The organism is Paucibacter sp. TC2R-5 (assembly GCF_025717605.1).
In the GTDB taxonomy this organism is placed as follows: Bacteria; Pseudomonadota; Gammaproteobacteria; order Burkholderiales; family Burkholderiaceae_C; genus Paucibacter_A; species Paucibacter_A albus.
Genome location: NZ_JAJIRQ010000009.1, coordinates 223,807 through 246,325, shown reverse-complemented (window position 1 = coordinate 246,325; position 22,519 = coordinate 223,807). Strand labels below are relative to the sequence as shown.

24 protein-coding genes are annotated in these 22,519 nt (G+C 62.6%); 14 read left to right on the top strand and 10 right to left on the bottom strand.

Going from position 1 to position 22,519, the window contains the following annotated elements; all coding sequences use genetic code 11:
* Positions 1 to 750: 750 nt before the first annotated feature.
* The 10 genes from LNV08_RS23095 (at position 751) to LNV08_RS20225 (ending at position 8,887) form a co-directional block, all read left to right on the top strand.
* Positions 751 to 1,149, top strand: a complete 399-nt coding sequence (locus LNV08_RS23095) for a MarR family winged helix-turn-helix transcriptional regulator (protein ID WP_318014139.1) — start codon at positions 751 to 753, stop codon at positions 1,147 to 1,149.
* Entirely contained in the window at positions 1,146 to 2,156 is a 1,011-nt protein-coding gene (locus LNV08_RS20265) for an NF038122 family metalloprotease (RefSeq protein ID WP_263535545.1), read from the top strand. Before LNV08_RS23095 ends, LNV08_RS20265 begins: the two co-directional genes overlap by 4 nt.
* Before the next feature lie 217 nt (positions 2,157 to 2,373).
* The gene (locus tag LNV08_RS20260; protein WP_414858775.1) at positions 2,374 to 3,084 is read left to right on the top strand and encodes a transposase; all 711 of its coding nucleotides are present in this window, start codon (positions 2,374 to 2,376) and stop codon (positions 3,082 to 3,084) included.
* A gap of 731 nt (positions 3,085 to 3,815) precedes the next feature.
* Positions 3,816 to 4,034 carry a TOBE domain-containing protein gene (locus LNV08_RS20255; protein ID WP_263535544.1) on the top strand — a complete coding sequence of 73 codons (219 nt, stop codon included), beginning with the start codon at positions 3,816 to 3,818 and terminating at the stop codon, positions 4,032 to 4,034.
* Positions 4,035 to 4,066: 32 nt separating this feature from the next.
* The gene (locus tag LNV08_RS20250; RefSeq protein WP_263535543.1) at positions 4,067 to 4,669 is read left to right on the top strand and encodes an RBBP9/YdeN family alpha/beta hydrolase; all 603 of its coding nucleotides are present in this window, start codon (positions 4,067 to 4,069) and stop codon (positions 4,667 to 4,669) included.
* A 57-nt stretch (positions 4,670 to 4,726) separates the two neighbouring features.
* The gene (locus LNV08_RS20245) at positions 4,727 to 5,374 is read left to right on the top strand and encodes a peroxiredoxin (RefSeq protein WP_263535542.1); all 648 of its coding nucleotides are present in this window, start codon (positions 4,727 to 4,729) and stop codon (positions 5,372 to 5,374) included.
* A 289-nt stretch (positions 5,375 to 5,663) separates the two neighbouring features.
* The gene (locus tag LNV08_RS20240) at positions 5,664 to 6,521 is read left to right on the top strand and encodes an ABC transporter substrate-binding protein (RefSeq protein ID WP_263535541.1); all 858 of its coding nucleotides are present in this window, start codon (positions 5,664 to 5,666) and stop codon (positions 6,519 to 6,521) included.
* A 196-nt stretch (positions 6,522 to 6,717) separates the two neighbouring features.
* Entirely contained in the window at positions 6,718 to 7,413 is a 696-nt protein-coding gene (locus tag LNV08_RS20235) for an amino acid ABC transporter permease (protein ID WP_263535540.1), read from the top strand.
* Positions 7,413 to 8,144, top strand: a complete 732-nt coding sequence (locus LNV08_RS20230) for an amino acid ABC transporter permease (RefSeq protein ID WP_263535539.1) — start codon at positions 7,413 to 7,415, stop codon at positions 8,142 to 8,144. Before LNV08_RS20235 ends, LNV08_RS20230 begins: the two co-directional genes overlap by 1 nt.
* Positions 8,141 to 8,887, top strand: a complete 747-nt coding sequence (locus tag LNV08_RS20225) for an amino acid ABC transporter ATP-binding protein (protein WP_263535538.1) — start codon at positions 8,141 to 8,143, stop codon at positions 8,885 to 8,887. Before LNV08_RS20230 ends, LNV08_RS20225 begins: the two co-directional genes overlap by 4 nt.
* 36 nt (positions 8,888 to 8,923) lie before the next feature.
* On the opposite strand, the gene LNV08_RS20220 is transcribed toward LNV08_RS20225, so the two are convergent.
* The gene (locus LNV08_RS20220; protein ID WP_263535537.1) at positions 8,924 to 10,042 is read right to left on the bottom strand and encodes an isopenicillin N synthase family dioxygenase; all 1,119 of its coding nucleotides are present in this window, start codon (positions 10,040 to 10,042) and stop codon (positions 8,924 to 8,926) included.
* A 108-nt stretch (positions 10,043 to 10,150) separates the two neighbouring features.
* Between LNV08_RS20220 and LNV08_RS20215 the strand changes: the two genes are divergently transcribed.
* The 4 genes from LNV08_RS20215 (at position 10,151) to LNV08_RS20200 (ending at position 15,753) form a co-directional block, all read left to right on the top strand.
* Complete coding sequence (locus tag LNV08_RS20215; protein WP_414858774.1) at positions 10,151 to 11,509, top strand: O-acetylhomoserine aminocarboxypropyltransferase/cysteine synthase family protein; 1,359 nt, start codon at positions 10,151 to 10,153, stop codon at positions 11,507 to 11,509.
* Between the two features lie 104 nt (positions 11,510 to 11,613).
* Positions 11,614 to 12,558: a CysB family HTH-type transcriptional regulator gene (locus LNV08_RS20210; protein WP_263535536.1), complete on the top strand. Its 945-nt coding sequence runs from the start codon at positions 11,614 to 11,616 to the stop codon at positions 12,556 to 12,558.
* Positions 12,559 to 12,747: 189 nt separating this feature from the next.
* Positions 12,748 to 15,483, top strand: coding sequence for a TonB-dependent receptor domain-containing protein (locus LNV08_RS20205; RefSeq protein WP_263535535.1), 2,736 nt, complete (start codon positions 12,748 to 12,750; stop codon positions 15,481 to 15,483).
* Positions 15,484 to 15,537: 54 nt separating this feature from the next.
* On the top strand, positions 15,538 to 15,753 hold the full coding sequence (locus LNV08_RS20200) for a hypothetical protein (RefSeq protein ID WP_263535534.1): 216 nt from the start codon (positions 15,538 to 15,540) through the stop codon (positions 15,751 to 15,753).
* Positions 15,754 to 15,975: 222 nt separating this feature from the next.
* Here the strand turns inward: LNV08_RS20200 and LNV08_RS20195 are convergent, their stop codons facing one another.
* From LNV08_RS20195 to ccmA, 9 genes are read right to left on the bottom strand one after another with little or no spacing between them, the layout of a single operon-like run.
* On the bottom strand, positions 15,976 to 16,683 hold the full coding sequence (locus LNV08_RS20195; protein ID WP_263535533.1) for a tetratricopeptide repeat protein: 708 nt from the start codon (positions 16,681 to 16,683) through the stop codon (positions 15,976 to 15,978).
* The gene (locus tag LNV08_RS20190; protein ID WP_318014138.1) at positions 16,680 to 17,090 is read right to left on the bottom strand and encodes a cytochrome c-type biogenesis protein; all 411 of its coding nucleotides are present in this window, start codon (positions 17,088 to 17,090) and stop codon (positions 16,680 to 16,682) included. Before LNV08_RS20190 ends, LNV08_RS20195 begins: the two co-directional genes overlap by 4 nt.
* 16 nt (positions 17,091 to 17,106) lie before the next feature.
* A complete protein-coding gene (locus tag LNV08_RS20185; protein WP_263535532.1) occupies positions 17,107 to 17,664 on the bottom strand; it encodes a DsbE family thiol:disulfide interchange protein in 558 nt (185 codons plus the stop codon).
* Entirely contained in the window at positions 17,661 to 19,652 is a 1,992-nt protein-coding gene (locus LNV08_RS20180; RefSeq protein WP_263535531.1) for a heme lyase CcmF/NrfE family subunit, read from the bottom strand. The genes LNV08_RS20185 and LNV08_RS20180 overlap by 4 nt, the downstream gene beginning before the upstream one ends.
* Entirely contained in the window at positions 19,649 to 20,101 is a 453-nt protein-coding gene (ccmE, locus tag LNV08_RS20175) for a cytochrome c maturation protein CcmE (RefSeq protein ID WP_263535530.1), read from the bottom strand. Before ccmE ends, LNV08_RS20180 begins: the two co-directional genes overlap by 4 nt.
* The gene (gene ccmD / locus LNV08_RS20170; RefSeq protein WP_263535529.1) at positions 20,098 to 20,274 is read right to left on the bottom strand and encodes a heme exporter protein CcmD; all 177 of its coding nucleotides are present in this window, start codon (positions 20,272 to 20,274) and stop codon (positions 20,098 to 20,100) included. Before ccmD ends, ccmE begins: the two co-directional genes overlap by 4 nt.
* Positions 20,271 to 21,074, bottom strand: a complete 804-nt coding sequence (ccmC, locus tag LNV08_RS20165; RefSeq protein ID WP_263535528.1) for a heme ABC transporter permease CcmC — start codon at positions 21,072 to 21,074, stop codon at positions 20,271 to 20,273. The genes ccmD and ccmC overlap by 4 nt, the downstream gene beginning before the upstream one ends.
* Positions 21,075 to 21,112: 38 nt before the next feature.
* The gene (gene ccmB, locus LNV08_RS20160) at positions 21,113 to 21,790 is read right to left on the bottom strand and encodes a heme exporter protein CcmB (RefSeq protein WP_263535527.1); all 678 of its coding nucleotides are present in this window, start codon (positions 21,788 to 21,790) and stop codon (positions 21,113 to 21,115) included.
* The gene (gene ccmA, locus LNV08_RS20155; protein WP_263535526.1) at positions 21,787 to 22,449 is read right to left on the bottom strand and encodes a heme ABC exporter ATP-binding protein CcmA; all 663 of its coding nucleotides are present in this window, start codon (positions 22,447 to 22,449) and stop codon (positions 21,787 to 21,789) included. The genes ccmB and ccmA overlap by 4 nt, the downstream gene beginning before the upstream one ends.
* Positions 22,450 to 22,519: the final 70 nt, after the last annotated feature.

Here is a 22,519-nt window from a genome sequence, read left to right as displayed (position 1 = left end):
GCCTGCGCCAGGCTGACAGTTGGACCAAGCGCCGCATAGCTGACGTTCGATTCGCCGACCGTTTTTGTCAACGGCGGCTTACTGGCGACGATGCGGCCTCACGGCCCTGGCCAGTTCGTGTCATTCGGATGCGCAGTGGGTGGCGCCAGCACGGTGCCCAAAGCGGGTATACGGACTGGTGCGCTGAATTCACGCAGCCGGCCAGGAGCGGGTACTGTCGTACGGCTGGAATGGAGCAGGTCAGATGATCCTGACGTGGTTGGGACCTGCGGCGTGTTCGATATCGACATGCAGCACTGCCAGAACCGCGGCGGCGATCTTGGAGCAGCCGGTGATCGAGAAGATCCTCACGCACCTGGGTCTGCAGGCCAGGGCACCGCCTCGTGCGCCGGCCCGAGGCCAGGCGGCGCAAGCGGCCTGACGCTTCCCAACCGCGACAGTTCAAGCGACCCGGCGAGCCGGGCCGATGGGGTCGGCTGCCTCCGAGCGTTCGCGGGACCGATGGAAGCGAGCTGGCGACCAGGGACAACACGCGGCAGGCGCCCAAGGAGGACGACTTTCGGCTGTGCTGTCACAGATCAACAGTCTTGCGCCGCCCTCAAAGACCGACACGCAGGCATCGAGGGCCGTGTTCGCGGCGCCGTGGTTAAGGAAAAGGGGCGTTTGAAAATTCTATCCTCACGCAATATTCGCTGCTGTCTCACGTATTGACGCTGGGCCCCCGTCGCGCCGAACACGCTGGCCGCCCGAATGGGCCTGGACGCATCCACCCTCACGCGCAACCTGCGCCCGCTGATCGGCCAGGGCTGGTGCGAGCAGGGCCCGGGTGCCGATGCCCGTACACGCTCGGTCACCATCACCGCCGCCGGCCGTGCCAAGCACGCCCAAGCCAAGACCCACTGGAAGCGCGCCCAGCTGGCGCTGAACCAGCGCGTGGGCGTCGAACAGGTGGTGGCTCTGCACGCCATGATCGAGCAGGTGCAGGCGGCGGTGGCCGAGGGGGTGCGGCGCTGGGTGAATAGGGCCGCTGCCTGGCGTTCGCGGCCGGCCTTGCGGTGTGAGTGCCGGGTTACCCCTACTATCAAATTAGGGATTTCGTGCAGAGGATCTGCGTTTAATATTTGTTTTCCATCAGGGACCTCAACATGACGCACCCACCGCTCCATTCCCTGGTTTCATCGCCTGAGCGCCAACGCGCAGCCCGACGCTGGCCTGCCCTGCTGGCTGGTTCTGCCTTGGCGATGGGCCTGGCCGGCTCAGCTCACGCGCTGACCTTCACGGTGACCTTCGGCACCCAGGGCGGTGTCATTTCAGAGGCCAACAAGGACGTGATCACCAATGCGCTGTCTTTCTACAGCAGCACTTTCACCGATCCGATCAACGTGGCGTTGGAGTTCCACAACGACACGGCGGTCTATGGCCAGAGCTCTTTTTCATACTACGCCCCAAGCTACTCCGACTTCCGCGACAAGCTGCTGGTGGACGCCACTTCAACCAATGACGCGATCGCGTTGACGAAATCAGTGCAGGTCGGCGCCCTCGCCCCGGTAGGCTCTAGCAGCACCATAGGCTTGAAGACGGCCAATGCTCGGGCCATCGGCTTGAATTTGGCCCCAGCCACCACCGGCGGCAAATGTTTCACCGGCATGTTTGACGGTTGCATCGGTTTGAATTTCGACGTCTTTGGCAGCAATGCCATCACCACTGCGGTGGCCCAGCATGAAATCAACGAGGTGCTGGGCCTGGGGTCCGGTCTGCCCAAAAGCACCAGCCTGCCTTGGGTGGGAGACCTGTTCCGTTGGCAGTCGGTCGGTGTGCGCTCGTTCAGTACGAATCCCGGTGTGCCGAACACGCCCTGCGACGCTGGCACGCCGGCCGCCTACTTTTCGATCGATGGGGGCACGACCTTGTTGAACCAGTTCAACAACTGCACCAATGGTGGCGACTATGGTGACTGGATCAGCCACAACCCATCGCAGGTTCAGGATGCGTTCGGCAGTGGGGGCGCGATGACCCGGGGCGGCACCGAAACCGTTGCGCTGGACGTCATTGGTTATACCCTGGCCGCCGCGGTACCCGAGCCCGATAGCTGGGCGCTGATGCTGACGGGCTTGGGTGCCACCGCCTGGGCTGCGCGCCGCCGCCAGCGCGGCTGAGCGGCAAGTCCCGACCCTGCGCTGGCGCCCAGAGCCAGCGGCCCGTTCAGTTGCAAACGACGCGGGTTTTGCCCGTCGTGCGGAGCCCGGCGCATGGCGCACCTGGTCGACCACGTCATCCCGCACGTGCCGGTGCGCCGGTGGGTTCTGTCGCTGCCGATCCCCCTGCGCCTGCTGCTGTCCGCACAGCCCAAGCTGGTGACAGGTGGAGCAGCGCGTGATCACGCGCCACCTGCTCGGCCAGGCCGGGCTCAATGCCAACGAGGCTGGCAGCGGCGCGGTCACGCTGATCCAACGTTTTGGGTCCGCGGCCAATCTCAACATTCGCCTTCATTGCCTGGTCCTGAACGGCGTCTACCGGCGCAGCGCCGACGGCACGCCGGAGTTTGTCGAAGCCACCGCGCCAACCGATCAGGCGGCGCAGGCGGTGTTGCACAAAGTCATCACCTGCATGATGAAGATGCTCAGCCGTCGGGGCGTGTTGGTCGAGGAGGCGGGTTCAACCTACGTGGCCGACAACGACGGTGATTCGGACGAAGCGCGCGTTCTCAGGCCGCTACATCACCTGGCCGGCCCTGGCCAACGAGCGAGTGCAGACCAACGCCGCTGGACAGGCGGAGTTGAAGTGAAGCTCAAGACCGTCTGGCGCGACGGCACCACGCATTTGGCAACCTCGCCGCCAGAGTTGACGCAACGACACATCGATGGGCAGCTTTGCGGAATCGAGTTCTGCGAGCACTACGTCTGGATTGGGTCGATTGCGTCAACTGATCAAACCGAGGTAGATGACGGCAATGGGCACACTGCTGCCGCAGATGACGATGTAGCGAGCGGCTCCTATCGGGTCGATCGCGTCTATTCGACGGGTCAAGCAGCAGCCATTCGGCTCCAGTTGACCGACGATTTCGTGAACGGCTCATCTGAATGACCGCAGCACATTCGAGACCGGACATCCGCACTGCAAACTGTGCTCCGGTCAGTGACTGATGGGTGGCCAGCACCGTGATTCCGGCTCTCCACCGCCAATGGCCGCCGTCGCTGCAAAGCGGCCCAAAGCAAAAACAATGTCTGCAGTCATTCGGTATTGCCTAGCCAACGTCCGAGGCAGTCGACCCAGCCATTCGGAAGACTATCGGAGGGGAGGCACTATGCCTCTTGAAGCAATCGAGTTGGCAAACGCAACACATTGGAAAATTCAATTGGAAAACTGACGCATGTTGATAACGACTGTTGCGTTTCAAACGCAACAACAGAGCAAATTCCTAATGCGCAACACATTGGCTGACATTTTTTCCATCAATCATCCTGTAGGCATGGCAATTACAATCACAACACAACACCCGAAGTAACCAGTTACGCCAAACCTAATGCTTGTCGAGGTGTTGGGTTTGCCTATCCGGCCTCGTGGATCTAGGCCACGCGGCGGGCCTCTCTCTATTGGTTCTTCGTTGAGGGCGAATTCCCAAATCCCTGCTATTTCCGACCGTAAGAGCGCGATGCTCATCACTATCTATGGGAGCGCAGCCCATCGACCCCGCGATATTTGATCGGCGCATTAGATGCTGCGCTTCCATTCCTTTGGCTAGCCCCTACAGCCGACTAAGCTTCACAGCACAGCATTTGAATTCGGCCTTCAAGGTCGACACAGGGGTAATCGCTATGAGCATCAGCGCCATCAACGTCCGCAACCAGTTTCGCGGCACGATCAAGGAAATCATCGAGGGACCGGTGGTGTCCGAGATCGACGTCATCACGCCCAACGGCACTCTGGTGAGCTCCGTCATCACGACGCGCTCGGTCAAGGAATTAGGCTTGACCGTCGGCCGCGATGTGGTGGCGCTGGTGAAGGCCACCGAAGTGGCCATCGCAACGCTTTAAGTCGGCTCAAAGCCAATCGCCGAGGAAATTCCATGGCCATCTATTCATCACCCCGACTATTGATCATTCCCGGCCTGCATGACAGCGGCGCCGCCCATTGGCAGAGTTGGCTGCAGCATCAGTTTCGCGATGCCAAACGCGTGGTGCAGCGTGACTTCAGCAAGCCCGATCTGACGCGGTGGTCGGCGCGCATCAGCAGTACATTGGATGCCGCTGCGGGATCTTCCCATGACGGCGAATGGATCGCCGTGGCGCATAGTTTTGGCTGCCTGGCACTCGCGCACCATCTGGCCGAGCATCCCGACTCGCCGATTCGACAGGCGCTGTTCGTGGCGCCGGCCGAGCCCGACAAGTTCGGCCTGGCCGAGCTGCTGCCCCACCACAGGCTGCATATCCCCAGCACCTTGATCGCAAGCCAAAACGACCCTTGGATGAGTGCAGGGAGCGCCTTGCGCTGGGCCGGCCGCTGGGGTGCGAGTTTCACCAACTTGGGCGCCGTCGGACATATCAATACCGAATCCGGCTTCGGGCCTTTTCCGCTGGCCAAGCGTTGGGTCGATTCGGCCCGGGCAAAAGCCGCGCGCGAACGGCGCCCGCATCACGCGAACTTCCAAGAATGGTCGTTCGCAGTTTGATCTCCACCAGCGTTGCCGCTGATCTCTTTTGAATCTTCACAAACAAGGAATTTAGCCATGCCAAGCCTGCGCCTGGGCGATCTCGCCCCCGATTTTGAACAAGCCTCGTCCGACGGCCCTATCCGCTTTCATCAATGGTTAGGAGACAGCTGGGGTGTGCTGTTCTCGCACCCGGCCGACTTCACGCCCGTGTGCACCACCGAACTGGGAAAGACCGCCAAGCTTAGCGAGGATTTTGCGCAGCGCAATGTCAAGGCTATTGCGCTGCCGATCGACCCGGTCGAGTCGCATCTGCGCTGGATTGAGGACATCAATCAAACCCAGGGAACCGAAGTGCGCTTCCCCATCATTGCCGACGCCGACCGCAAGGTCTCCGAGCTGTATGACCTGATCCACCCGAACGCTTCCGCCACGGCCACGGTGCGCTCGCTGTTCATCATCGACCCGGCCAAAAAGATTCGGCTGATCATCACCTACCCCGCCAGCACCGGCCGCAACTTCGATGAGATCCTGCGCGTGATCGATTCGCTACAGCTGACCGACAGCAACTCGGTGGCCACGCCCGCCAATTGGAAGGACGGCGACGATGTCGTGATCCTGCCCTCCATCCAGGACCCCGAGGTGCTGAAGCAGAAGTTCCCGCAAGGGTTTGATGCGGTGCGCCCCTATCTGCGTTATACCTCCTTGCCCAAGCGAGCAGCCTGAGCTTCGTTGGAGCGGCGCGGGGAGCTTTGGCGCCCTTTGAGGCCGGAAAGAATCAAGTGCAAGGCAGCCGGGCGCAGACCCGGCTGCCTTTTTTGGTTCATTGCCGCCAATCATGCTGGACTGGAATTGGCACCGCTTGTGTGCCGCCGTTGCAATGCCTCTGTGCAACTGCTCGTCCGAAAAGCCAATAGGAGTTTTTCGCGCTTGGATAGAAGCAAGCCTTCGTTCGCAAATATGCGGGTCAACCCTAGGATGAGAACCATCAAAACTTCTTCTCGGAAAGACCCTCATGACTCTCAATCGTCGCAGCTTCAACAAGTCCAGCACCGCCGCTGCCCTGCTCGCTCTAACGGCCACTTTATTCGGTGTCAGCGCCGCCCATGCAGATCAGCTTGATGACATCAAAAAGAAGGGCGAGCTGGTTGTCGGCGTGCTCGGCACTGATGAACCCAACAGCTTCATCGACCCCAAGACCCGTGAAATCGTCGGCTACGAAGTCGATCTGGCCCAGGCTGTGGCCAACAAACTGGGCGTCAAGCTCAAAATCAAGCAGCTCGCCGTGGCCGCCCGCATCCCTGAGTTGCAGCAAGGCCATATCGACCTGCTGGCCGCCTCGCTCACCCACAACAAGGAGCGCGAGGCCGTCATCGACTTTTCGCTGACCACTTTCGTGACCGGCCAAAAGGTGCTGGTGAAGAAAGACAGCGGCATCAAGAACGTCGCCGATCTGAACGGCAAGAAGGTCGTCACCATCAAGGGCGGCACCCAAGAGCCAAACATCCGTAAGGCGGTGCCGAATGTCGAGGTCGTGACCTTCGAGAACGGCCCACAAGCCTTCCAGGCGCTGCAGCAAGGCAAGGGTGTGGCCTTTGTCAATGATGAGGTCTCGCTGTTGGATCAGCATGCCAAGCTCGGCGCCTTGCAAGCGCAATACGTGATCCTGCCGCAAAACCTCAGCGTCGAACCGCTGGCACTGGGCATCAAAAAGGGTGAGGCCAAATTCAAGCTGCTGATCGACGATACGCTGCGCGGGCTGGAGAAGTCCGGCGAGGCCGACAAGCTCTTCATCAAATGGTATGGCCCCGAGACTCGCCTGAAGTTCCCGGTGCGCAGCTTCAAGATCGAGACCGACAAGGTCGATGCTTGATTTCTGCCTGTTTGACCTTTCATTTTCTGCCTGAAAGGGGGCCGGCCACGCGCAAAGACTAACGTAAACCAACCATGCACAGACGCCCCGCTTGCGGGGCGTTCCCACTTCGTCCGAGCCTGTCGCAAAACAAAGCCTGCCCCGGTCAAGCAAAACTGCACACCGCCTTTCAGCACCCACGCACCTACTCTCCCCTATGCCACAACTCGATTTCCAACTGCTGCTGCATGGCCAGTTTTATGACTGGCTGCTCAGCGGATTTTTGTTCTCCCTGCAGCTCACCGGCTTGACGCTGGTGCTGGCCTTGCCGCTGGCCACCGGCGTGGCGCTGCTGCGTCTGGCGCCCTCGCGCATCGCGCAGGCGCTGGGCTTTGCCTATGTGGAAGGGATTCGCAGCGTGCCGCTCTTGGTGCATATGCTGTTCTGGTACTTCGCCGCGCCGGAGGCCTTGCCGGAAGGCATCAAACAGTGGCTCTACAGAGGCAATGTCGAAGCGACGGCCGCCGTGATTGCCTTGACGCTCTACACCGCCGCCTATATGGGCGAGGACATCCGCTCCGGCCTGCGCGCCGTTCCGCGTACCCAGTTCGAGGCGGCGCGAGCTTTGGGTTTTTCTTACCTCGTCAGCATGCGCTTGGTGGTGTTGCCGCAAGCGCTGCGTATCACCGTGCCGCCGCTGATCTCGCAAACGCTCAATCTCTGGAAGCACACCAGCATCGCCACCGTGATCGGCGTGGCCGAGTTGATGTATCAGGCCCAGCGGGTCGAGACCGCGAGCTTTCGTGGCTTTGAGACCTTCGCGCTGGTGACGGCCGCGTACTTGAGCGTGTCGCTGCTGATCACGGCGCTGGCCTGGGCTTTCCAGCAGCGCTATCCGGTGAGGGCCGCCTGATGCTGGAGCTGATCGACACTTATTGGCTGTACTTCCTGGTCGGCCAATATCCCAAGGGCCCGCTGGGCGGCTTGGCACTGACCGTGGTCTTGGCCAGCTTGGGCCTGCTGCTGGCGCTGCCGCTGGGCCTTCTGCTGGGTCTGGGCCGCATCAGCCCGCTGGCCTGGGTGCGTCTGCCGGTCTCGGGCTTTGTCTTTGTGGTGCGCGGCACGCCCTTGCTGATGGTGGTGTTCTGGGCCTACTTTTTCTTGCCCACCATCACCGGGCACAAGACCGATCAATTCACGACCATGTTGGCCGCGCTTGTGATTTTTGATGCCGTCTATCTGGCCGAGATCGTGCGTGCCGGCCTGCAGGGCCTGCCACGCGGGCAGATGGAGGCCGCTCGCTCGCTGGGCCTGAATTATCTGCAGGCGCTGCGCTTGGTGCTGCTGCCACAAGGCCTGCGCCATATGCTGCCTTCGCTGGTGAATCAATTCATCTCCACCATCAAGGAAACGTCCTTGGGCACCATCATTGGCCTGTCCGAGCTGAGCTTTATCGCCAACCAGATCAACGGCCAGGTACTGGTCAAACCGCTCGAGGTGTACAGCGTTTTGGCACTGAGCTACTTCGTGCTGTGCTTCGGGCTCTCGCGCCTGGCCTACGCCTTGGAGCGCCATTTGAGCAAGCCCCAAAAGCCCGCCACGCCCGCCAGCCCCTTCCCAATAACTCAACAGGTCCCCGCATGATTGAATTCGACAAGGTCAACAAAAGCTACGGCAGTTACAAGGCACTCAGTGATATCAGCGAGCGCATAGGCAGCGGCGAAGTGGTGGTCGTGTGCGGCCCGTCCGGTTCTGGCAAGAGCACGCTGATCCGCACGCTCAACCGGTTGGAGCCGATCGAGTCGGGCCGCATCTTGCTGAACGGCCAAGACATCCACCGCAAAGGCCTGGACGTCAACGCCTTCCGTTCCGGCATCGGTTTTGTGTTCCAGCAGTTCAATCTATTTCCCCATCTGACGGCGCTGGAGAACTGCAGCCTGGCGCCGATCCGCCTGCACGGCTTGAGCCGCGACCAAGCGCATGAGCGCTCGCTGAGCTTGCTCAAGCGCGTGGGGCTGGCACACAAGGCCGACGCCCTGCCCGCTCAGCTCTCAGGCGGCCAGCAGCAACGCGTGGCGATCGCCCGCGCGCTGGCCATGCAGCCGCCGGTGATGCTGTTCGACGAGCCGACCAGCGCGCTCGACCCCGAGATGGTCGGCGAGGTCCTGCTGGTGATGCGCGACCTGGCAGCCGAAGGCATGACCATGATCTGCGTCACACATGAGATGGGCTTCGCCCGCGAGGTGGCGGACCGGGTGCTGTTCATGGACGCCGGCCAAGTGCTGGAGCGCGCCACGCCGGAGGCCTTCTTCAACCGCCCTCAGCATCCGCGTGCGCAGACGTTCTTATCGGATATCCGCACGCCATTTGCAGGCGCAAACACCTGAGCCAGGCGCTAAGCGTGGCGCCCATAGACGTCGCTGCTATGCTTCCAGGCTCAATACATCCGCATAAAAGGCTTGCGCCACCTCGGGATGCGAGCGCAAACGCCCTTTTAGAAAGTTGCGGCCTGCATGGCGGATCAAGGGGTTGGCCGGATCAAGCTCCACACCCCGTGCGCGCAGGGCCAAGGCAGGTGGCAGTTTCAAATCAGGCAACTCGGCATCCAGACGCGGCCCAAGAAAGAACGCCGCAGACAAGCTGTCGACCCCGAGCGGCGGGCTGACGACGCGGTGCAAAGTAGCGCGCAAATAGCCGCCGGTCAGCATCTCCAGCACCTCACCGAGATTGACAACCAAGGTGTCGGGCTGGGGCGGAACGTCAATCCAGCGTCCGTCGTTCTTGATCTGAAGACCGCCGCAGGCATCTTGTTGCAGCAGAGTCAGGCAGCCGCTGTCCTTGTGCGCGCCGACACCTTGCCCCTGCGGCCCTGCGCCCGGCTCGCTGCGACCGGGATAGCGAATGATTTTCAGATGCTGGACCGGCTCCAGCGCAAACGCCTCGTCAAAGCAATCCGGCGGCTGATGCAAGGCCAGGGCCAGCGCGTCCAGCAACTGCTGCGCCACAAAGGTCAGTCGGCCTTGCCAAGCCAGCAATGCGGGTTTGAGTTCAGGAATTTGTTGCGGCCATTGATTCGGCCCTTGTAGGCGCTGCCACGCCTCATCAGCTTGCGCACCAGGCAAGGAAGGCCGCTCTGCGCCGATGTCCAATTGCTCGCGCCAATCGCGGGCACCTTGGGTGATCTCCTCGCCCGCCGCCGTGTAGCCGCGAAAATGCGGCGAGCCCGCCATGTGCACGGCCAGTTTTTGCTCGCGCGGCAAGTTGAAGAACGCTCGCGACAAGCGAAACACCTGCGCCACTTTGGCCGAGGGCACACCATGCCCGCGCAGATAAAAAAAGCCAAGCGTATGGCTCACTTCGCGCAGCCGGTTGACGAAGCGAAGTTGTGCAGCCGGGCTCGTGTCGGTGAGGTCGCGTAGATCAAGCACCGGCAGCGCCAAGGCGAGCTCCGACTCGGCTTGCAGGCTCATATTCATCGATCCCCCTGTTGACTCCGAGGGCAAGACGATAGGCGCGTCGCTGGTGGCCATCAAGGACGACATCCGCACAAGCTTATGCGGCAAATGCAGTTCTGAACGGCAAGTGCTGTGCTTAGCATTACCACACCATTCAAGCGTACTTTCCTTCAACCTGGTCGACGAGGTCACCCTATGAGCGAAACGAATCCATCCCAAGCGGCAACACCAGCAACAGCGGCTAGGAAGCCGAGCCTGAACCCCGCTTGGCGATTTGAGACCCAATCCCTGCATGCAGGCTATGCCGGCGACCCCACCACGCGCGCCGCCGCCGTGCCCATCTACCAAACCGTGGCCTATGCTTTTGACAGCGCGCAGCATGGCGCGGATTTGTTCGACCTGAAGGCCGAAGGTCATATCTACACCCGCATCAATAACCCGACGCAGTCGGTGCTGGAGGCGCGCCTCGCTGCCCTGGAAGGCGGCATCGGCGCTCTGGCCGTGGCCTCGGGCCAGGCCGCAGTGACCTATGCCATCCAGACCATTGCCGAAGCCGGCGACAACATCGTCGCCAGCAGCGCGCTCTATGGCGGCACCTACAACCTCTTTGCCCACACCTTGCCGCAGTTCGGCATCACCACGCAATTCGCCGACTACCGCCGGCCCGAAAGCTTTGAAGCGCTGATCAACGACAAGACCAAGGCCATCTTTGTCGAGTCCTTGGGCAACCCGCAAGGCAATGTGACCGACATCGCCCGCATCGCCGAGATCGCCCACCGCCACGGCGTGCCGCTGATCGTCGACAACACCGTGCCCAGCCCCTACCTGAGCCGGCCGATCGAGCATGGCGCTGACATCGTCGTGCATTCACTAACGAAGTACTTGGGCGGCCACGGGACGGCCATCGGCGGCGCCATCATCGACTCCGGCAAGTTCCCTTGGGCACAGCACAAAGAGCGCTTCAAGCGCCTGAACGAGCCCGATGTGAGCTACCACGGCGTGGTCTACACCGAGGCAGCGGGTCCTGCGGCCTACATCACACGCGCCCGCGTCGTGCCCTTGCGCAACACCGGTGCGGCCATCTCGCCCTTCAATGCCTTCTTGATTTTGCAAGGCATTGAAACCCTGGCGCTGCGGGTCGACCGCATCAGTGACAACGCACTGAAAGTCGCGCAGCATCTGAAAAGCCATGCCAAGGTGGGCTGGGTCAACTATGCCGGCCTGGAAGAACATCCCGACCATGGCTTGGCCAAAAAGTACCTGAGCGGCAAGGCCTCGGGCGTGCTGACCTTTGGACTCAAGGCTGGCGCAGGCAGCCCGCCACGCGAGGCCGGCGCGCGCTTCCTCGACGCGTTGCAACTCTTCACCCGCTTGGTCAATATCGGCGACGCCAAATCGCTGGCCACGCATCCCGCCTCCACCACCCACCGGCAACTTTCACCGGCCGAGCTGGACCGGGCCGGTGTCAGTGAAGACACGGTGCGCCTGTCGGTCGGAATCGAGCATATTGACGACCTGCTGGCCGACCTCGATCAAGCCTTGGCAGCCAGTTGAGGGCCAGGCTGGCACTATTTGAATAAGCAATCCACTTTTCATTGGAGGACAAAGCGGCAGTGTTTGCCAATAATTGGAAAACGAATAAGAAAGCGCCTCTTCCAATGAATTTCCAGCAACTCCGTTCCATCCGCGAGGCCCAGCGCCGCAACTTCAACCTGACCGAGGTGGCAGCTGCCTTGCATACCTCGCAGCCCGGCGTCAGCCGGCAGATCCGCGAGCTCGAAGATGAGCTGGGCATCGAAATCTTCATGCGCGCCGGCAAGCGCCTGACCGGACTGACCGAGCCGGGCGCGCATGTGATGCCCATCATCGAGAAGCTGCTCAGCGAGGCTGAGAACCTGCGCCGCGCCGGCGCCGACTATGCCCAAACCGGCGCCGGCAATCTGCGCATTGCCGCCACCCATAGCCAGGCCCGCTATGCGCTGCCGCCAGCCGTGCGAGACTTTCGCGGCAGCCATCCGGACGTGGTGCTGAACCTGCATCAGGGCTCGCCGCAACAAGTCGCGCGTCTGTTGCTCGACGGCGAGGCCGATGTGGGCATCGCCACCGAGGCTCTGACCCAGTACCCCGAACTGATCGCCCTGCCCTGCTACCGCTGGACCCATGCGGTGATCACGCCGGTCGATCACCCGCTGGCACGCGAGGCGGCCGAGGGTCAGGTCTTGACGCTTGAGCGGCTGGCGCAATTCCCCATCGTCACCTACGAGCTCGGCTATACCGGCCGCTCGCACATCGATGATGCCTTCCGCCAAGCGGGCCTGAACTTGAACGTGGTGCTGGCCGCGATGGACGCGGACGTGATCAAGACCTATGTAGACCTCGGCCTGGGCGTGGGCATCGTCGCGTCGATTGCCTATGACGAGGAGCGCGACAGGCATTTGTCGGCCATCGATGCGCGCCATCTGTTTGCGGACAATATGACGCGGCTGGCGGTGCGTCGCGACGCTTATCTGCGAGATTATGTGTACGACTTCATTGCCACATTTGCCGGCCCGCTGACGCGCGCCGTCGTGGATGAAGCGCGCAGCGTCAGCGGCACGCCATAGAGCCAAATCGCGGCCCGAAATCGCAGCTACCAAACTCGTTTTTCACCCAAGCAAATAAGAAATCCTCGCTTCACGCACTTCAGGGTATTCCCTAAAGTGCAGCCCTCAAGACGGCCCAAGCCACCCGCTTGTACAGCCGCGAGACCCTCGGGACACCCCCGAGGGAGATGAAGCTAACGGAGGATTTCCATGCAGTACCCAAACCATCGCCAGCTCGCAAAGCTGGCGCCCTTGGCCCCATTGGCATTTGCGCTTGCCTGTGCCTACGCCCCGCATTTCGCCCACGCACAGAGCACGGCCCCTGCCACTACGGTGGATCCGCAAAGCTTGCCGCAAGTGCAGGTCACAGGCTCGCGCATCTCGCGCGCCCTCAGCGAGGGCCCCAGTTCGATGACTGTTTTGAAGTCCGAGGACATCAGTCGTTTGGGCTTCAAGAGCGTCGGCGACGCGCTCAACGCCTTGACCGAGAACACCGGCTTCACCCAGGGCGAAGACTTCGGCAATACCTTCACCCCCGCAGCCAATGCCATCAGCCTGCGCGGCCTGGGCCCCAACCACACGCTGACGCTGATCAATGGCCGGCGCATTGCCGACTATCCGAGCGCCTATGACGGCGCGGTCAACTTCACCAACACGGCCAACATCCCCTCGGCCTTGATCGACCGGATTGAAATTCTGAACGGTGGCGCTTCGGCCATCTACGGCTCGGACGCGATTGCCGGCGTCGTCAACATCATCTTGAAAAAGCAGGCCCAGGGCGTGACCCTCAACCTCAAGGCTGGCGGCACCCAGCTGGGCGGCGGCGCCAATGCGCGCGCGCAAATCAGCGGCGGTTTTGAAGCCGGCGCGCTCAGCGGGGTTTACGGCCTGGAGTTCAGCAAGCGCGACCCGATCTGGAGCCTGCAGCGCGACTTCATGGCCGACACGACGCTCAAGGGCGCCAACCCCGGCGTGGTGATCGGGCGCAAAGATGCCAAGACCAATAAGTACATCGCGCCGGAGGCCGGCGCTTGCGAGGCGGCGGGGCAACTGTTCAACGGCTCAACCAAAACTGCCACCATCAAGAGCGGTCAATATTGCGGCTCAGGTCAAACCTCACCGACCTTCTGGACCACCCAGACCGGCAACCAAAGCAGCAATTTCGCAGGCGTCTTGAACTACGCGCTGACCCCGCAAACCGAGTTGTTCGCCGAGCTGCTGCTGGGCTTTACCGAGACCGAAAACAATACCCGCGGACCCGCCTGGACCTCGCTGGGAGCGACGAGCACCTACTTCCAGAACGCCAACAGCGGCAAGCTCGAAACATGGAGCCGTCGCTTCGCGCCGGAAGAACTCGGCGGTGCCGACAAGTTCAATAGACGCTGGAACGACGAGTGGCACAACCTGGTGCTGGGCGCGCGCGGTGATATCGCAGGCAGCTGGGTCTTTGAGGCGGCCCTGAACACCTCGGCCTACACCAGCAAGCTGCACCGCCCGCGCCTGCTAGCCAATGTGGACGAGTTCTTCCTCGGCGCGAAGAAAGGCGAGACCGCCAAGGGCGAGGCCATCTATGCGCCCGACGTCAAGCGCCTCTTCAAACCCTTGACCCCGGCCGAGTACGACAGCATTGCATCCGCCAGTTACGCCAACGACAAGGCCTGGACCCACAATTTGAACGTCAACGCGAGCGGCGAGCTGCTCAAGCTGCCGGCCGGGGCCTTGCGTGCCGCCGTGCTGGCCGAGGCCGGCGCCCAGGGCTTCGAGAACAATGCCGACCCGCGCTTAGGCCAAGGCGTTTTTTACAACACGTTAGAAGTCGCCAACGTCAGCGGCGACCGCAATCGCTGGGCGCTGGGTGCCGAGCTGAACGCACCGATCACCAAAACCTTGATCGGCACGCTGGCGACGCGCTACGACCAGTACCGCTTCGCTGGCCGCAAGGACGGCAGCTTCACCTATAACGCTGGGCTGGAGTTCCGCCCGGTCAGCGAAGTGCTCTTGCGCGCCAACCATGCAACGAGCTTTCGCGCGCCGGACATGAGCTATATCTTCACCGCTGAAAGCCGAGGTTACTACCCTTCATCGACTGACTACTACCGCTGCGCGCAAGCGGGTCAGCCCCTCGATAAATGCGAATTCGTCGACATCGTGTCCGGCTTCAACTACCTGAAGAACGGCTCCAAGGATCTGAAGTCGGAAAAAGGCAAGTCCTGGGGGCTGGGCCTGGTGTGGTCACCAAGCAAGGCATTTGAAGGCTCGTTTGACCTCTGGAAGATCGCCATCAATGACTTAGTGATCGATCTGGACTCGGACAAGATCCTGCGCGACGAGGCCGAATGCCGCACCGGCGTGCAAAACATCAGCTCGCCCAGCTGCGCGGACGCGATCAAGCGCGTGCGTCGCAACCCGGCCGATGCGGTGGTCAAGCCCGGCGAAGTCAATCTGATTCTGGTCAACCCGATCAACGCCGCCAGCCAGAGTACCTACGGCTTTGATATCTCGGCCCGCTACGCGCTCAAGACCAGCAATCTGGGCGAATACACCCTGACCGGCAAGTACACGCAGGTCCAGAGCTTTGTCTACCAGCAGTTCGCGGGCGACGCCGACACCAACCGCGTTGGCACACCCGAGCACAGCGACTGGCCCAACAAGCTGATCGCTACGCTGGGCTGGAACCTCGGCGACTTCGGTGCCACCTTGACCGGGCAGCGCAACGGCAAAATCTCCAGCTCTGACAAGAAGTCCTGGCTCGGCCCTTACTGGAACTTCAACGCCAGCGCGCGCTATCAAGTCAGCAAGGCCAGCAGCGTCAGCCTGATCGTCAACAACTTGTTGGGTGATATCCGCAAAGACCCGAGTGCGGCCTGGCCTTACTACCCGGTTGGCTACTACCTGCCGCATGGCCGCCAAGGCTGGATCGAGTTCAACCATGTGTTCGGATCCTGAAGCCGCTCAAGCGAGCTAAGAGGTCCTGAAAGCAAGGGCCTGGGCGGGCGAGCAATGCGTTCTTCGGCGCATGTTTCGCCCGCCTTTTTGCTTTTCGCATATAGCCCGCTGAGCAACTATGGCTACGCCGAGCATGCGCTGCTGCTGACCGATCTGCAGTTGGCGGCCGGTCTGAAGGACGGCCAGAAAGGAGACCTGCGTGCCCGCGTCAGCTGGCTGGTCTGCAAAGACATCTCCATTCCTCAGCAGGCCGACGGCAAGCTGGCCTAGAAGGGCGGCAGCGACAGGATTGCCAACTCGAATGCCAACGACATCGCCAAGGCCGACAGCTATGTTCGCCTGGCCCTGGGTGAGCTGGCCGCCGGCAAGAAGGTCAGCCAGGCCAACACCAAGCCCTATGGCTGCTCGATCAAATACGCGCAGTCCTGAGCTTTGTTGAGCTCTTGAACGCCGCCCGTGCAGCGATGTACGGGCGGCGCTTTTTCTTCTCCCTCAGGGCTTTCTTTCGCTCAAGGCCTGCGCCCGCGCGATGCTCTGCCCCACCTGGGCCGCCAGTTCCGACTCGGCCGGCACGGCCGCCTGCACGCGGCGCCAATAAGCCACCGCCTCGCGAAACTGACCTTTGTCCAAGGCCACACTGCCGGCCAGCGCCAAGGATTGCAGATGGTTGGGTTGGGCCTTCAAGGCGCGTTGAATCAAGGCCTCGGGCTCGCCCAGCAAATTTTGCTGACCCAGGCTCATCGCCAAGGTGACCGCGTAATCGCTCAGCATGTCAGCATCCTGCGGAGTCAGGCGCGCCAGCTGCTCATAGGCTCGCACCGCTTCGCCGTAGCGCTGCAAGTTCTCATAGGAGCGCGCCAGCATGCGCCAGCCCTTGGCATCGTCGGGCTGGGTTTTGAGCTTGTCGGCCAGGCGCGCCACCATGGCCTCGATCTGTGCCGGGCCCACTGCGCCCCCTGCAGCCAGCGCGGGCGGCGGCTCTGCGCTGAGCAACTCGTCTTGCTGCCAAGCGGCCGGTTGGCCCAGCAGCGCATAGCCGGCCAGCGAAAATCCGCCCAAGCTCAAGGCCAGCAAGCCGCGCGGCCAAGCAGCCAAACGGGCTGCGCCATTCTTCAAAGCCGGCGCGGGCCACAGCAGCAGGGTCAGGGTCAGCAGCAAGAGCAGCGCCGCTGCGACTGAAAACACAACAATTGCACTCATGGTGAAGACTCCTCAACAGACGAGACAACAGATGACATGGCTTGGCTGCGCTGCGGGCGCGCCAGAACCCGGAAAAGCCAGCCGCCGCCCAGGCCCAGCAAAAGCAGCGGCCCAAACCAAAGCGCCCAGGTGCTGGGCTTGAGTGGCGGACGGTAAAGCACAAAGTCGCCGTAGCGCTGCACCATGAAAGCCAGCACCGCCTCGTCGCTGGAGCCCGCCAGTACTTGCGCTTGCAGCTCGCGCTTGATGTCCTGGGCCAACTCGGCTTGCGAGTCGGCCAGGGTCTGGTTCTGGCAGACCACGCAGCGCAGGATTTCGCTCAGATGCTGGATGCGTGCCTGTTCAGCCGCATCCAGTTCAGCCGCCTGCAGCGGGATCATTGGGATCAGCGGCAGCAACATTGCCATAACCCATAACTTCCAATCAAGCCGCATCACGCAGTCTCCGAATCAAGGGCAGCAGCTCTTGCTGCAAACGTTGCTGGGTCAAGGGCCCGACCAGCTTCAGGCGCACGCGGCCCTGGCGGTCAACCACAAAGGTTTCGGGCACGCCGTAGACGCCCCAGTCCATGCCGGCGCGGCCGTCCAGGTCCAACACAGCGAAGCGAAAAGGGTTGCCCTGGGTCTGCAGCCAAGCCGCGCCCTCGCGGTCCTTGTAGTTCAAGCCGACGAGCGTCAGCCCCGGCTCACGGGACAGCGCCAGCACCTGCGGGTGCTCCAACCGGCAGGGTTGGCACCAGGAAGCAAAGACATTGAGCACCCAGACCTGACCCAGCAACTGCTGTGGCGAGAAGCTGCCGCTGGCCCCTTTCAGCTCCAGCAGCGGCAGCTCGAAGGCAGGAGCCAGCTTGTCCAGCAAAGGCGAAGGCAAGGTCTGCGGGTCACCGCGCCGCAGGCCCAGGGCCAGCAAGGCGGCTAGGCCTAGGAACAGCGCCAAGGGAATTAGACCCCGCCAGGAGCGGGCCATCACAGCCGCGCTCATGCGGCCTCCAAGGAGCCTGAGGGCTGGGTCTTCTGGCTTACCGTCACCGGAACCCTGCGATAGCGCCGGTCACTGGCCGCCAGCGCCCCACCCAGCGCCATCAAGAGGCAGCCGCTCCAGATCCAAGTCATAAAGGGCTTGATCTGCACGCGCAGGCCATAGGCACCGCCGCTGCTGCGCTCGCCCAAGGAGATGTAGAGATCGCGGCCGAAACTACGATCAATCGCCGCTTCGCTCATGGGCATTTGCTGCACCGGATAGAAACGTTTTTCGGGCCGCAGCGTGGCCACCAGCTTGCCCTCGCGGCGCACCTCGAAGCGAGCCTGCGCGGCGATGAAGTTGGGGCCGTTACGGCGCTCAATCGACTCGAAGCGGAACTCATAACCGCCCAGATTCAGCGTTTGGCTCGGCTGCAGGCTGGCCTCCTGGCTTTGCTCCAAGCTCTTGACCAGACTGACGCCCAGCACAAACACCGCCAAGCCGCCATGGGCCAGCCACATCCCCCATTGGCTGCGCGTGGTCTGGCGCCAGCGTGTGGCCCAGCTGACCGACGATCCAGCTGGCCGCTGCACGCTGTGCGCGATATGCCAGCCGGTCGCCAGCAGCACCCACAGCCCCAAACTCAGGCTGACGGCCGCCAGCAGCGAATGCAAAAACGAAAAGCTCAGCAATGCACCGAGCAGAACGCTCGTTAGCAAGGGCAGGCGTAGCTGCTTGAGCAAGGCGCCCGCGCCCCGGCCGCGCCAAGTGGCAAAGGGGCCAAAGCCCAGCAAGGCCAGCAAAGGCAGCATCAGCGGCGCGAACACCGCGTCAAAGTAAGGCGGGCCGACTGAAATCTTGGCGCCACTGAGGGCGTCAATCGCCAGCGGATACAGCGTGCCCAGCAGCACCGTGCCAGCGCTGACCAGCAGGAACAAGTTATTGATCAATAGAAGCGTCTCGCGCGAGGCGAGTGCAAAGCCTTCTTCCGCGTGGCTGCGCTGCTCCATCTGTGGCGCGCGCCAGGCAAACAGCGCCAAGGAGCCACCAATCGCCAGCACCAACAAGGCCAGGATGTAGAGCCCGCGTTCAGGGTCGGTGGCAAATGCATGAACCGAGCTGAGTACGCCGGAGCGAACCAAGAAGGTACCCAGCAGCGACAACGAAAACGCGCAGATCGCCAGAAGCAAAGTCCAGTTCTTGAACACGCCGCGCTTCTCGCTCACCGCCAAGGAGTGGACCAAAGCGGTGCCGACCAGCCAGGGCATGAAGGACGCGTTCTCGACCGCGTCCCAGAACCACCAGCCGCCCCAACCGAGTTCGTAATAAGCCCAGAAGCTACCCAGGAAAATGCCGCCGGTCAGAAAAGCCCAGGCCGCCAGCGTCCAAGGTCTTGTCCAGCGCGCCCAGGCCGCGTCGAAGCGCCCTTCCAGCAAGGCGGCGATGGCAAAGGCAAACGCCACCGCGAAGCCGACATAGCCCATGTACAGCAGCGGCGGATGAAAAATCATGCCGGGGTCTTGCAGCAGCGGGTTCAGGTCGCGGCCGTCGGGGGCGGCCGGCAGCAGGCGCTCAAACGGATTGGAAGTCAGCAGCGTGAAGCTCAAAAAGCCCGCGCTGATCAGCCCCAGCACGGCCAGCACGCGGGCGCGCAGCAGCCTGGGCAGCTCGGCGCTGAAGCTGCGAACGGCCAGCGTCCACAGCGCCAGAATCGTGACCCACAGCAGCAGCGAGCCTTCATGGCTGCCCCAGACGGCGCTGACTCGAAATTGCAGAGGCAGCTTGGAATTGGAATGCGCGGCCACCAGCTTGAGCGAAAAGTCGTTTTGCGCAAAAGCCCAGACCAAGCCGGCAGCGGCCAAGAACACACACAAGGCCTGCGCCAGCGCCGCCTGGTTCGCAAGCTGCAGCCAGGCCGGCCGCTGCGGCGCCAGCAAGGGCGCCAAGCCTTGGATCAAGGCCAGGCCCAGCGCCAGGATCAGCGCCAGATGGGCAAGTTCGGCCGTCATGGTTGCAGCCCCTGCTGCTGCTTGGCCTTGGCGGCAGCCTCCAAGGCCCGCGCCGCCTCGGGCGGCATATAGTTTTCGTCATGCTTGGCCAGCACCTCCTCGGCAACGAAGCCCAAGCTTTCGCTCAGCCGACCTTGCGCCACCACGCCCTTGCCCTCCTTGAACAGATCGGGCAGCAAGCCGCGGTAATGCACTTGCAAGCGCTGCTGCTGGTCGGTCACCACAAAGCGGTTGCCCAGTCCATCGGCCTCGCGTTGCAGACTGCCGGCCTCGACCAGGCCGCCGACGCGAAAGCTGCGTCCCTTGGGCGCCTCGCCGGCCTGCACCTGGCTGGGTGTGTAGAAGAACACCAGGTTCTTGCTGAAGGCCTGCAGCACCAGGGCCGTGGCCAGAGCCAGACCGGCCAGGCCCAGCCCGAGCAGCAACAGGCGTTTTTGACGTGGGCTCATAGATCGTCAAGCTGAGCATGCAGCTGCCGCAAAATGCCCTGCCGCTGCCGCCTCAAGCTCAACAGCTCCAACCCCAAAGCAGCGGCCACCACCCCGAAAGAGCCCCAAACATAGCGGCCATAGCCGCCCAGCCATGCAGCGGCCAGCACGCTGTCCCAAACACCCGCAATCATTTCAATTTTCCTTCGCTAGTGCGCAGCAGGTCCAGCACCCAGGCGCTGCCGGCTTCCCGTTCAAGTATCTTGTTACGCAGGCGCAGCAACACCGCCGCGATCGCATAGGCCCACAGGGCCAAGGTGCAGACCAACATGCCGGCCAACATGGTGTGCGCCATGCTGGGCGCGGCCGTCAGGCTGACCGAGGCACCCTGGTGCAAGGTGTTCCACCAGCGCACCGAAAAATAGATGATGGGCACATTGACCACGCCCACCAGGGCCAGCAAGGCGCTGGCCTTGTCGGCGCGGCGCGGGTCCTCAATGGCGGCCTGCAAGGCCATGAAGCCGATGTAGAGAAAAAGCAGGATCAGCTCCGAACTCAGCCGCGCATCCCAGACCCACCAAGTGCCCCAGGTCGGCCGGCCCCACAGCGCGCCGGTCCACAAGGCCAGCACCGTCATCAGCGCCCCGGTCGGCGCCAAAGCGCTGGCAAGCAGCGAGGACAAACGCGTATTGAGCACCCAGCCCAAGCCGGCCCAAAAGGCCATCGCCAAGTAGATCAACATGGACAGCCAGGCGGCGGGCACATGCACAAAGATGATGCGGTAGGCCTCGCCCTGCTGATGATCGGTGGGCGCCACAAAGAAGCCGATGTACAGACCCAGCACACCCAACAAGGCGGCGGCCAACGCGAAGACAGGCCAGAGCCGGCCGGCCAGCGCATAGCCGCGCGAGGGTGCGGCGAATTGGCGCCAACCGGCCACGGGCGCAAGGTTTCTGGGACTGGCCGATGCCGGACCCAAGCTCAAACTGCTCATGCCGACCTCCGCTCAAATTCACTGTTTGGCATCTTTCATCACTCCAAGGCAATACGCAGGGCCGCCGCCGTCGCCCAAGGCGAAAGCGCGGTCACGGTCAAAAACAGGGCGGCCAGCAGGTACAGATGCGGCTCGGCCGACAGCCCCGCCTGCACCGCAGCAGGCGCGCCGGCCCCAAAAATCAAAGCCGGGATGTAGAGCGGCAGCACCAAGAGCGCAAGCAAGACGCCGCCCCCAGGGCCGCCGCGCGCCCCCAGGCTCAGCGCCGCCCCAATGGCACCGATCTGGCTCAGCACCGGCGTGCCGAGCAGCAGGCTCAGCCAAAGCACGCCGCTGACGTCGCTGGCCAAATCAAATTGCAAGGACAGCAAGGGCACCAGCAACAGCAAGGGCAGACCGGCCAGTAGCCAATGCGCCAGGCCCTTGGCCAGCACCAGCAGCACGGTCGGCTGCGGCGTGAGCAGCAATTGTTCCAGCGTGCCGTCGGCCCAATCCGCCGCAAACAGGCGCGGCAAGGCGATCAGGCTGGCCAGCAGCGCGGCCACCCACAGCACTCCGGGGGCAATCTGGCGCAGCAGTTCGGGCTGAGCACCGACGGCCAAGGGGAACAAGCTGGCCACCATGACAAAGAAGAACAAGCCGCCCAGCAACTCGGCCGGCCGGCGCCAGGCCAGCAGCAGTTCGCGGCGCAGCAAGAAGAAAAAGTGATTGCTCATGCGGCCAATCGCAAGCGCAAAAACTGCTGAGGCGCCAGCGCCAAGGTCTGCGCTTGATGGGTGGTGTAAACGAGCCGCGCACCTTGCAGCACCAGGTGCGCAAGCCTGTCCTTCAAGCTCAGGATGCCGGCGTCGTCAAGCGCATCAAAGGGCTCGTCCAGCAACAAGATTTGCGCTGCCGCTGGAACTGCTGCTGCAGGCTCAGGGTCCACAAAAAGGCGCGCCAAGCTGACCCGCTTGCGCTGGCCTTGCGACAAGGCTCGCACCGGCAACAAGGCTTGGCGCGCCAGGCCTATGCGGGCCAGCGCGGCCACGGCCTCGGCTTGCGCGAAGGGCTGGCGCCGGGCGCCGCTTAAATTGATCGTCAGGCTGAGGTTCTCCCAGGCCAGCAAATCATCCTTCAATGCCGGCGCATGGGCGATATAAACCAGCCCTTGGCGCCAAGCGTCCAGCTGCGCCGACAAAGGCCGGCCGCGCCAAAGAATCTCGCCTTGATGCGGCCGACTCAGGCCCGCCAAGAGCCGCAAGAGGCTGGTCTTGCCACTGCCGTTGGCGCCTTCTACCAGCAGCGCCTGCCCGGCAGCAAGGCCAAAACTCAAGCCCTCAAACAGCGGCCGATGGCCATGGCCGAAGGCCAGCGCTTTTGCTTCCAAACCCACACTCGCCTCCTTGATTGCCAATGAAAATGAATACCGAACCCCAAGAGTTCACCGAGCCCGAACTCTAAAA

Bases quoted from the DNA above. Each gene is read 5' to 3' on its own strand.
- LNV08_RS20250 (WP_263535543.1), top strand. From the start codon at position 4,067: ATGGCCATCTATTCATCACCCCGACTATTGATCATTCCCGGCCTGCAT.
- LNV08_RS20210 (WP_263535536.1), top strand. From the start codon at position 11,614: ATGAATTTCCAGCAACTCCGTTCCATCCGCGAGGCCCAGCGCCGCAAC.
- LNV08_RS20205 (WP_263535535.1), top strand. From the start codon at position 12,748: ATGCAGTACCCAAACCATCGCCAGCTCGCAAAGCTGGCGCCCTTGGCC.
- LNV08_RS20220 (WP_263535537.1), bottom strand. From the start codon at position 10,042: ATGTCGTCCTTGATGGCCACCAGCGACGCGCCTATCGTCTTGCCCTCG.
- ccmB (WP_263535527.1), bottom strand. From the start codon at position 21,790: ATGAGCAATCACTTTTTCTTCTTGCTGCGCCGCGAACTGCTGCTGGCC.
- LNV08_RS20240 (WP_263535541.1), top strand. From the start codon at position 5,664: ATGACTCTCAATCGTCGCAGCTTCAACAAGTCCAGCACCGCCGCTGCC.
- LNV08_RS20190 (WP_318014138.1), bottom strand. From the start codon at position 17,090: ATGGCAATGTTGCTGCCGCTGATCCCAATGATCCCGCTGCAGGCGGCT.
- LNV08_RS23095 (WP_318014139.1), top strand. From the start codon at position 751: ATGGGCCTGGACGCATCCACCCTCACGCGCAACCTGCGCCCGCTGATC.
- LNV08_RS20215 (WP_414858774.1), top strand. From the start codon at position 10,151: ATGAGCGAAACGAATCCATCCCAAGCGGCAACACCAGCAACAGCGGCT.
- LNV08_RS20195 (WP_263535533.1), bottom strand. From the start codon at position 16,683: ATGAGTGCAATTGTTGTGTTTTCAGTCGCAGCGGCGCTGCTCTTGCTG.
- ccmD (WP_263535529.1), bottom strand. From the start codon at position 20,274: ATGATTGCGGGTGTTTGGGACAGCGTGCTGGCCGCTGCATGGCTGGGC.
- LNV08_RS20200 (WP_263535534.1), top strand. From the start codon at position 15,538: ATGCGTTCTTCGGCGCATGTTTCGCCCGCCTTTTTGCTTTTCGCATAT.
- LNV08_RS20225 (WP_263535538.1), top strand. From the start codon at position 8,141: ATGATTGAATTCGACAAGGTCAACAAAAGCTACGGCAGTTACAAGGCA.
- LNV08_RS20185 (WP_263535532.1), bottom strand. From the start codon at position 17,664: ATGAGCGCGGCTGTGATGGCCCGCTCCTGGCGGGGTCTAATTCCCTTG.
- LNV08_RS20230 (WP_263535539.1), top strand. From the start codon at position 7,413: ATGCTGGAGCTGATCGACACTTATTGGCTGTACTTCCTGGTCGGCCAA.
- LNV08_RS20235 (WP_263535540.1), top strand. From the start codon at position 6,718: ATGCCACAACTCGATTTCCAACTGCTGCTGCATGGCCAGTTTTATGAC.
- ccmE (WP_263535530.1), bottom strand. From the start codon at position 20,101: ATGAGCCCACGTCAAAAACGCCTGTTGCTGCTCGGGCTGGGCCTGGCC.
- LNV08_RS20245 (WP_263535542.1), top strand. From the start codon at position 4,727: ATGCCAAGCCTGCGCCTGGGCGATCTCGCCCCCGATTTTGAACAAGCC.
- LNV08_RS20265 (WP_263535545.1), top strand. From the start codon at position 1,146: ATGACGCACCCACCGCTCCATTCCCTGGTTTCATCGCCTGAGCGCCAA.
- LNV08_RS20180 (WP_263535531.1), bottom strand. From the start codon at position 19,652: ATGACGGCCGAACTTGCCCATCTGGCGCTGATCCTGGCGCTGGGCCTG.
- ccmC (WP_263535528.1), bottom strand. From the start codon at position 21,074: ATGAGCAGTTTGAGCTTGGGTCCGGCATCGGCCAGTCCCAGAAACCTT.
- LNV08_RS20255 (WP_263535544.1), top strand. From the start codon at position 3,816: ATGAGCATCAGCGCCATCAACGTCCGCAACCAGTTTCGCGGCACGATC.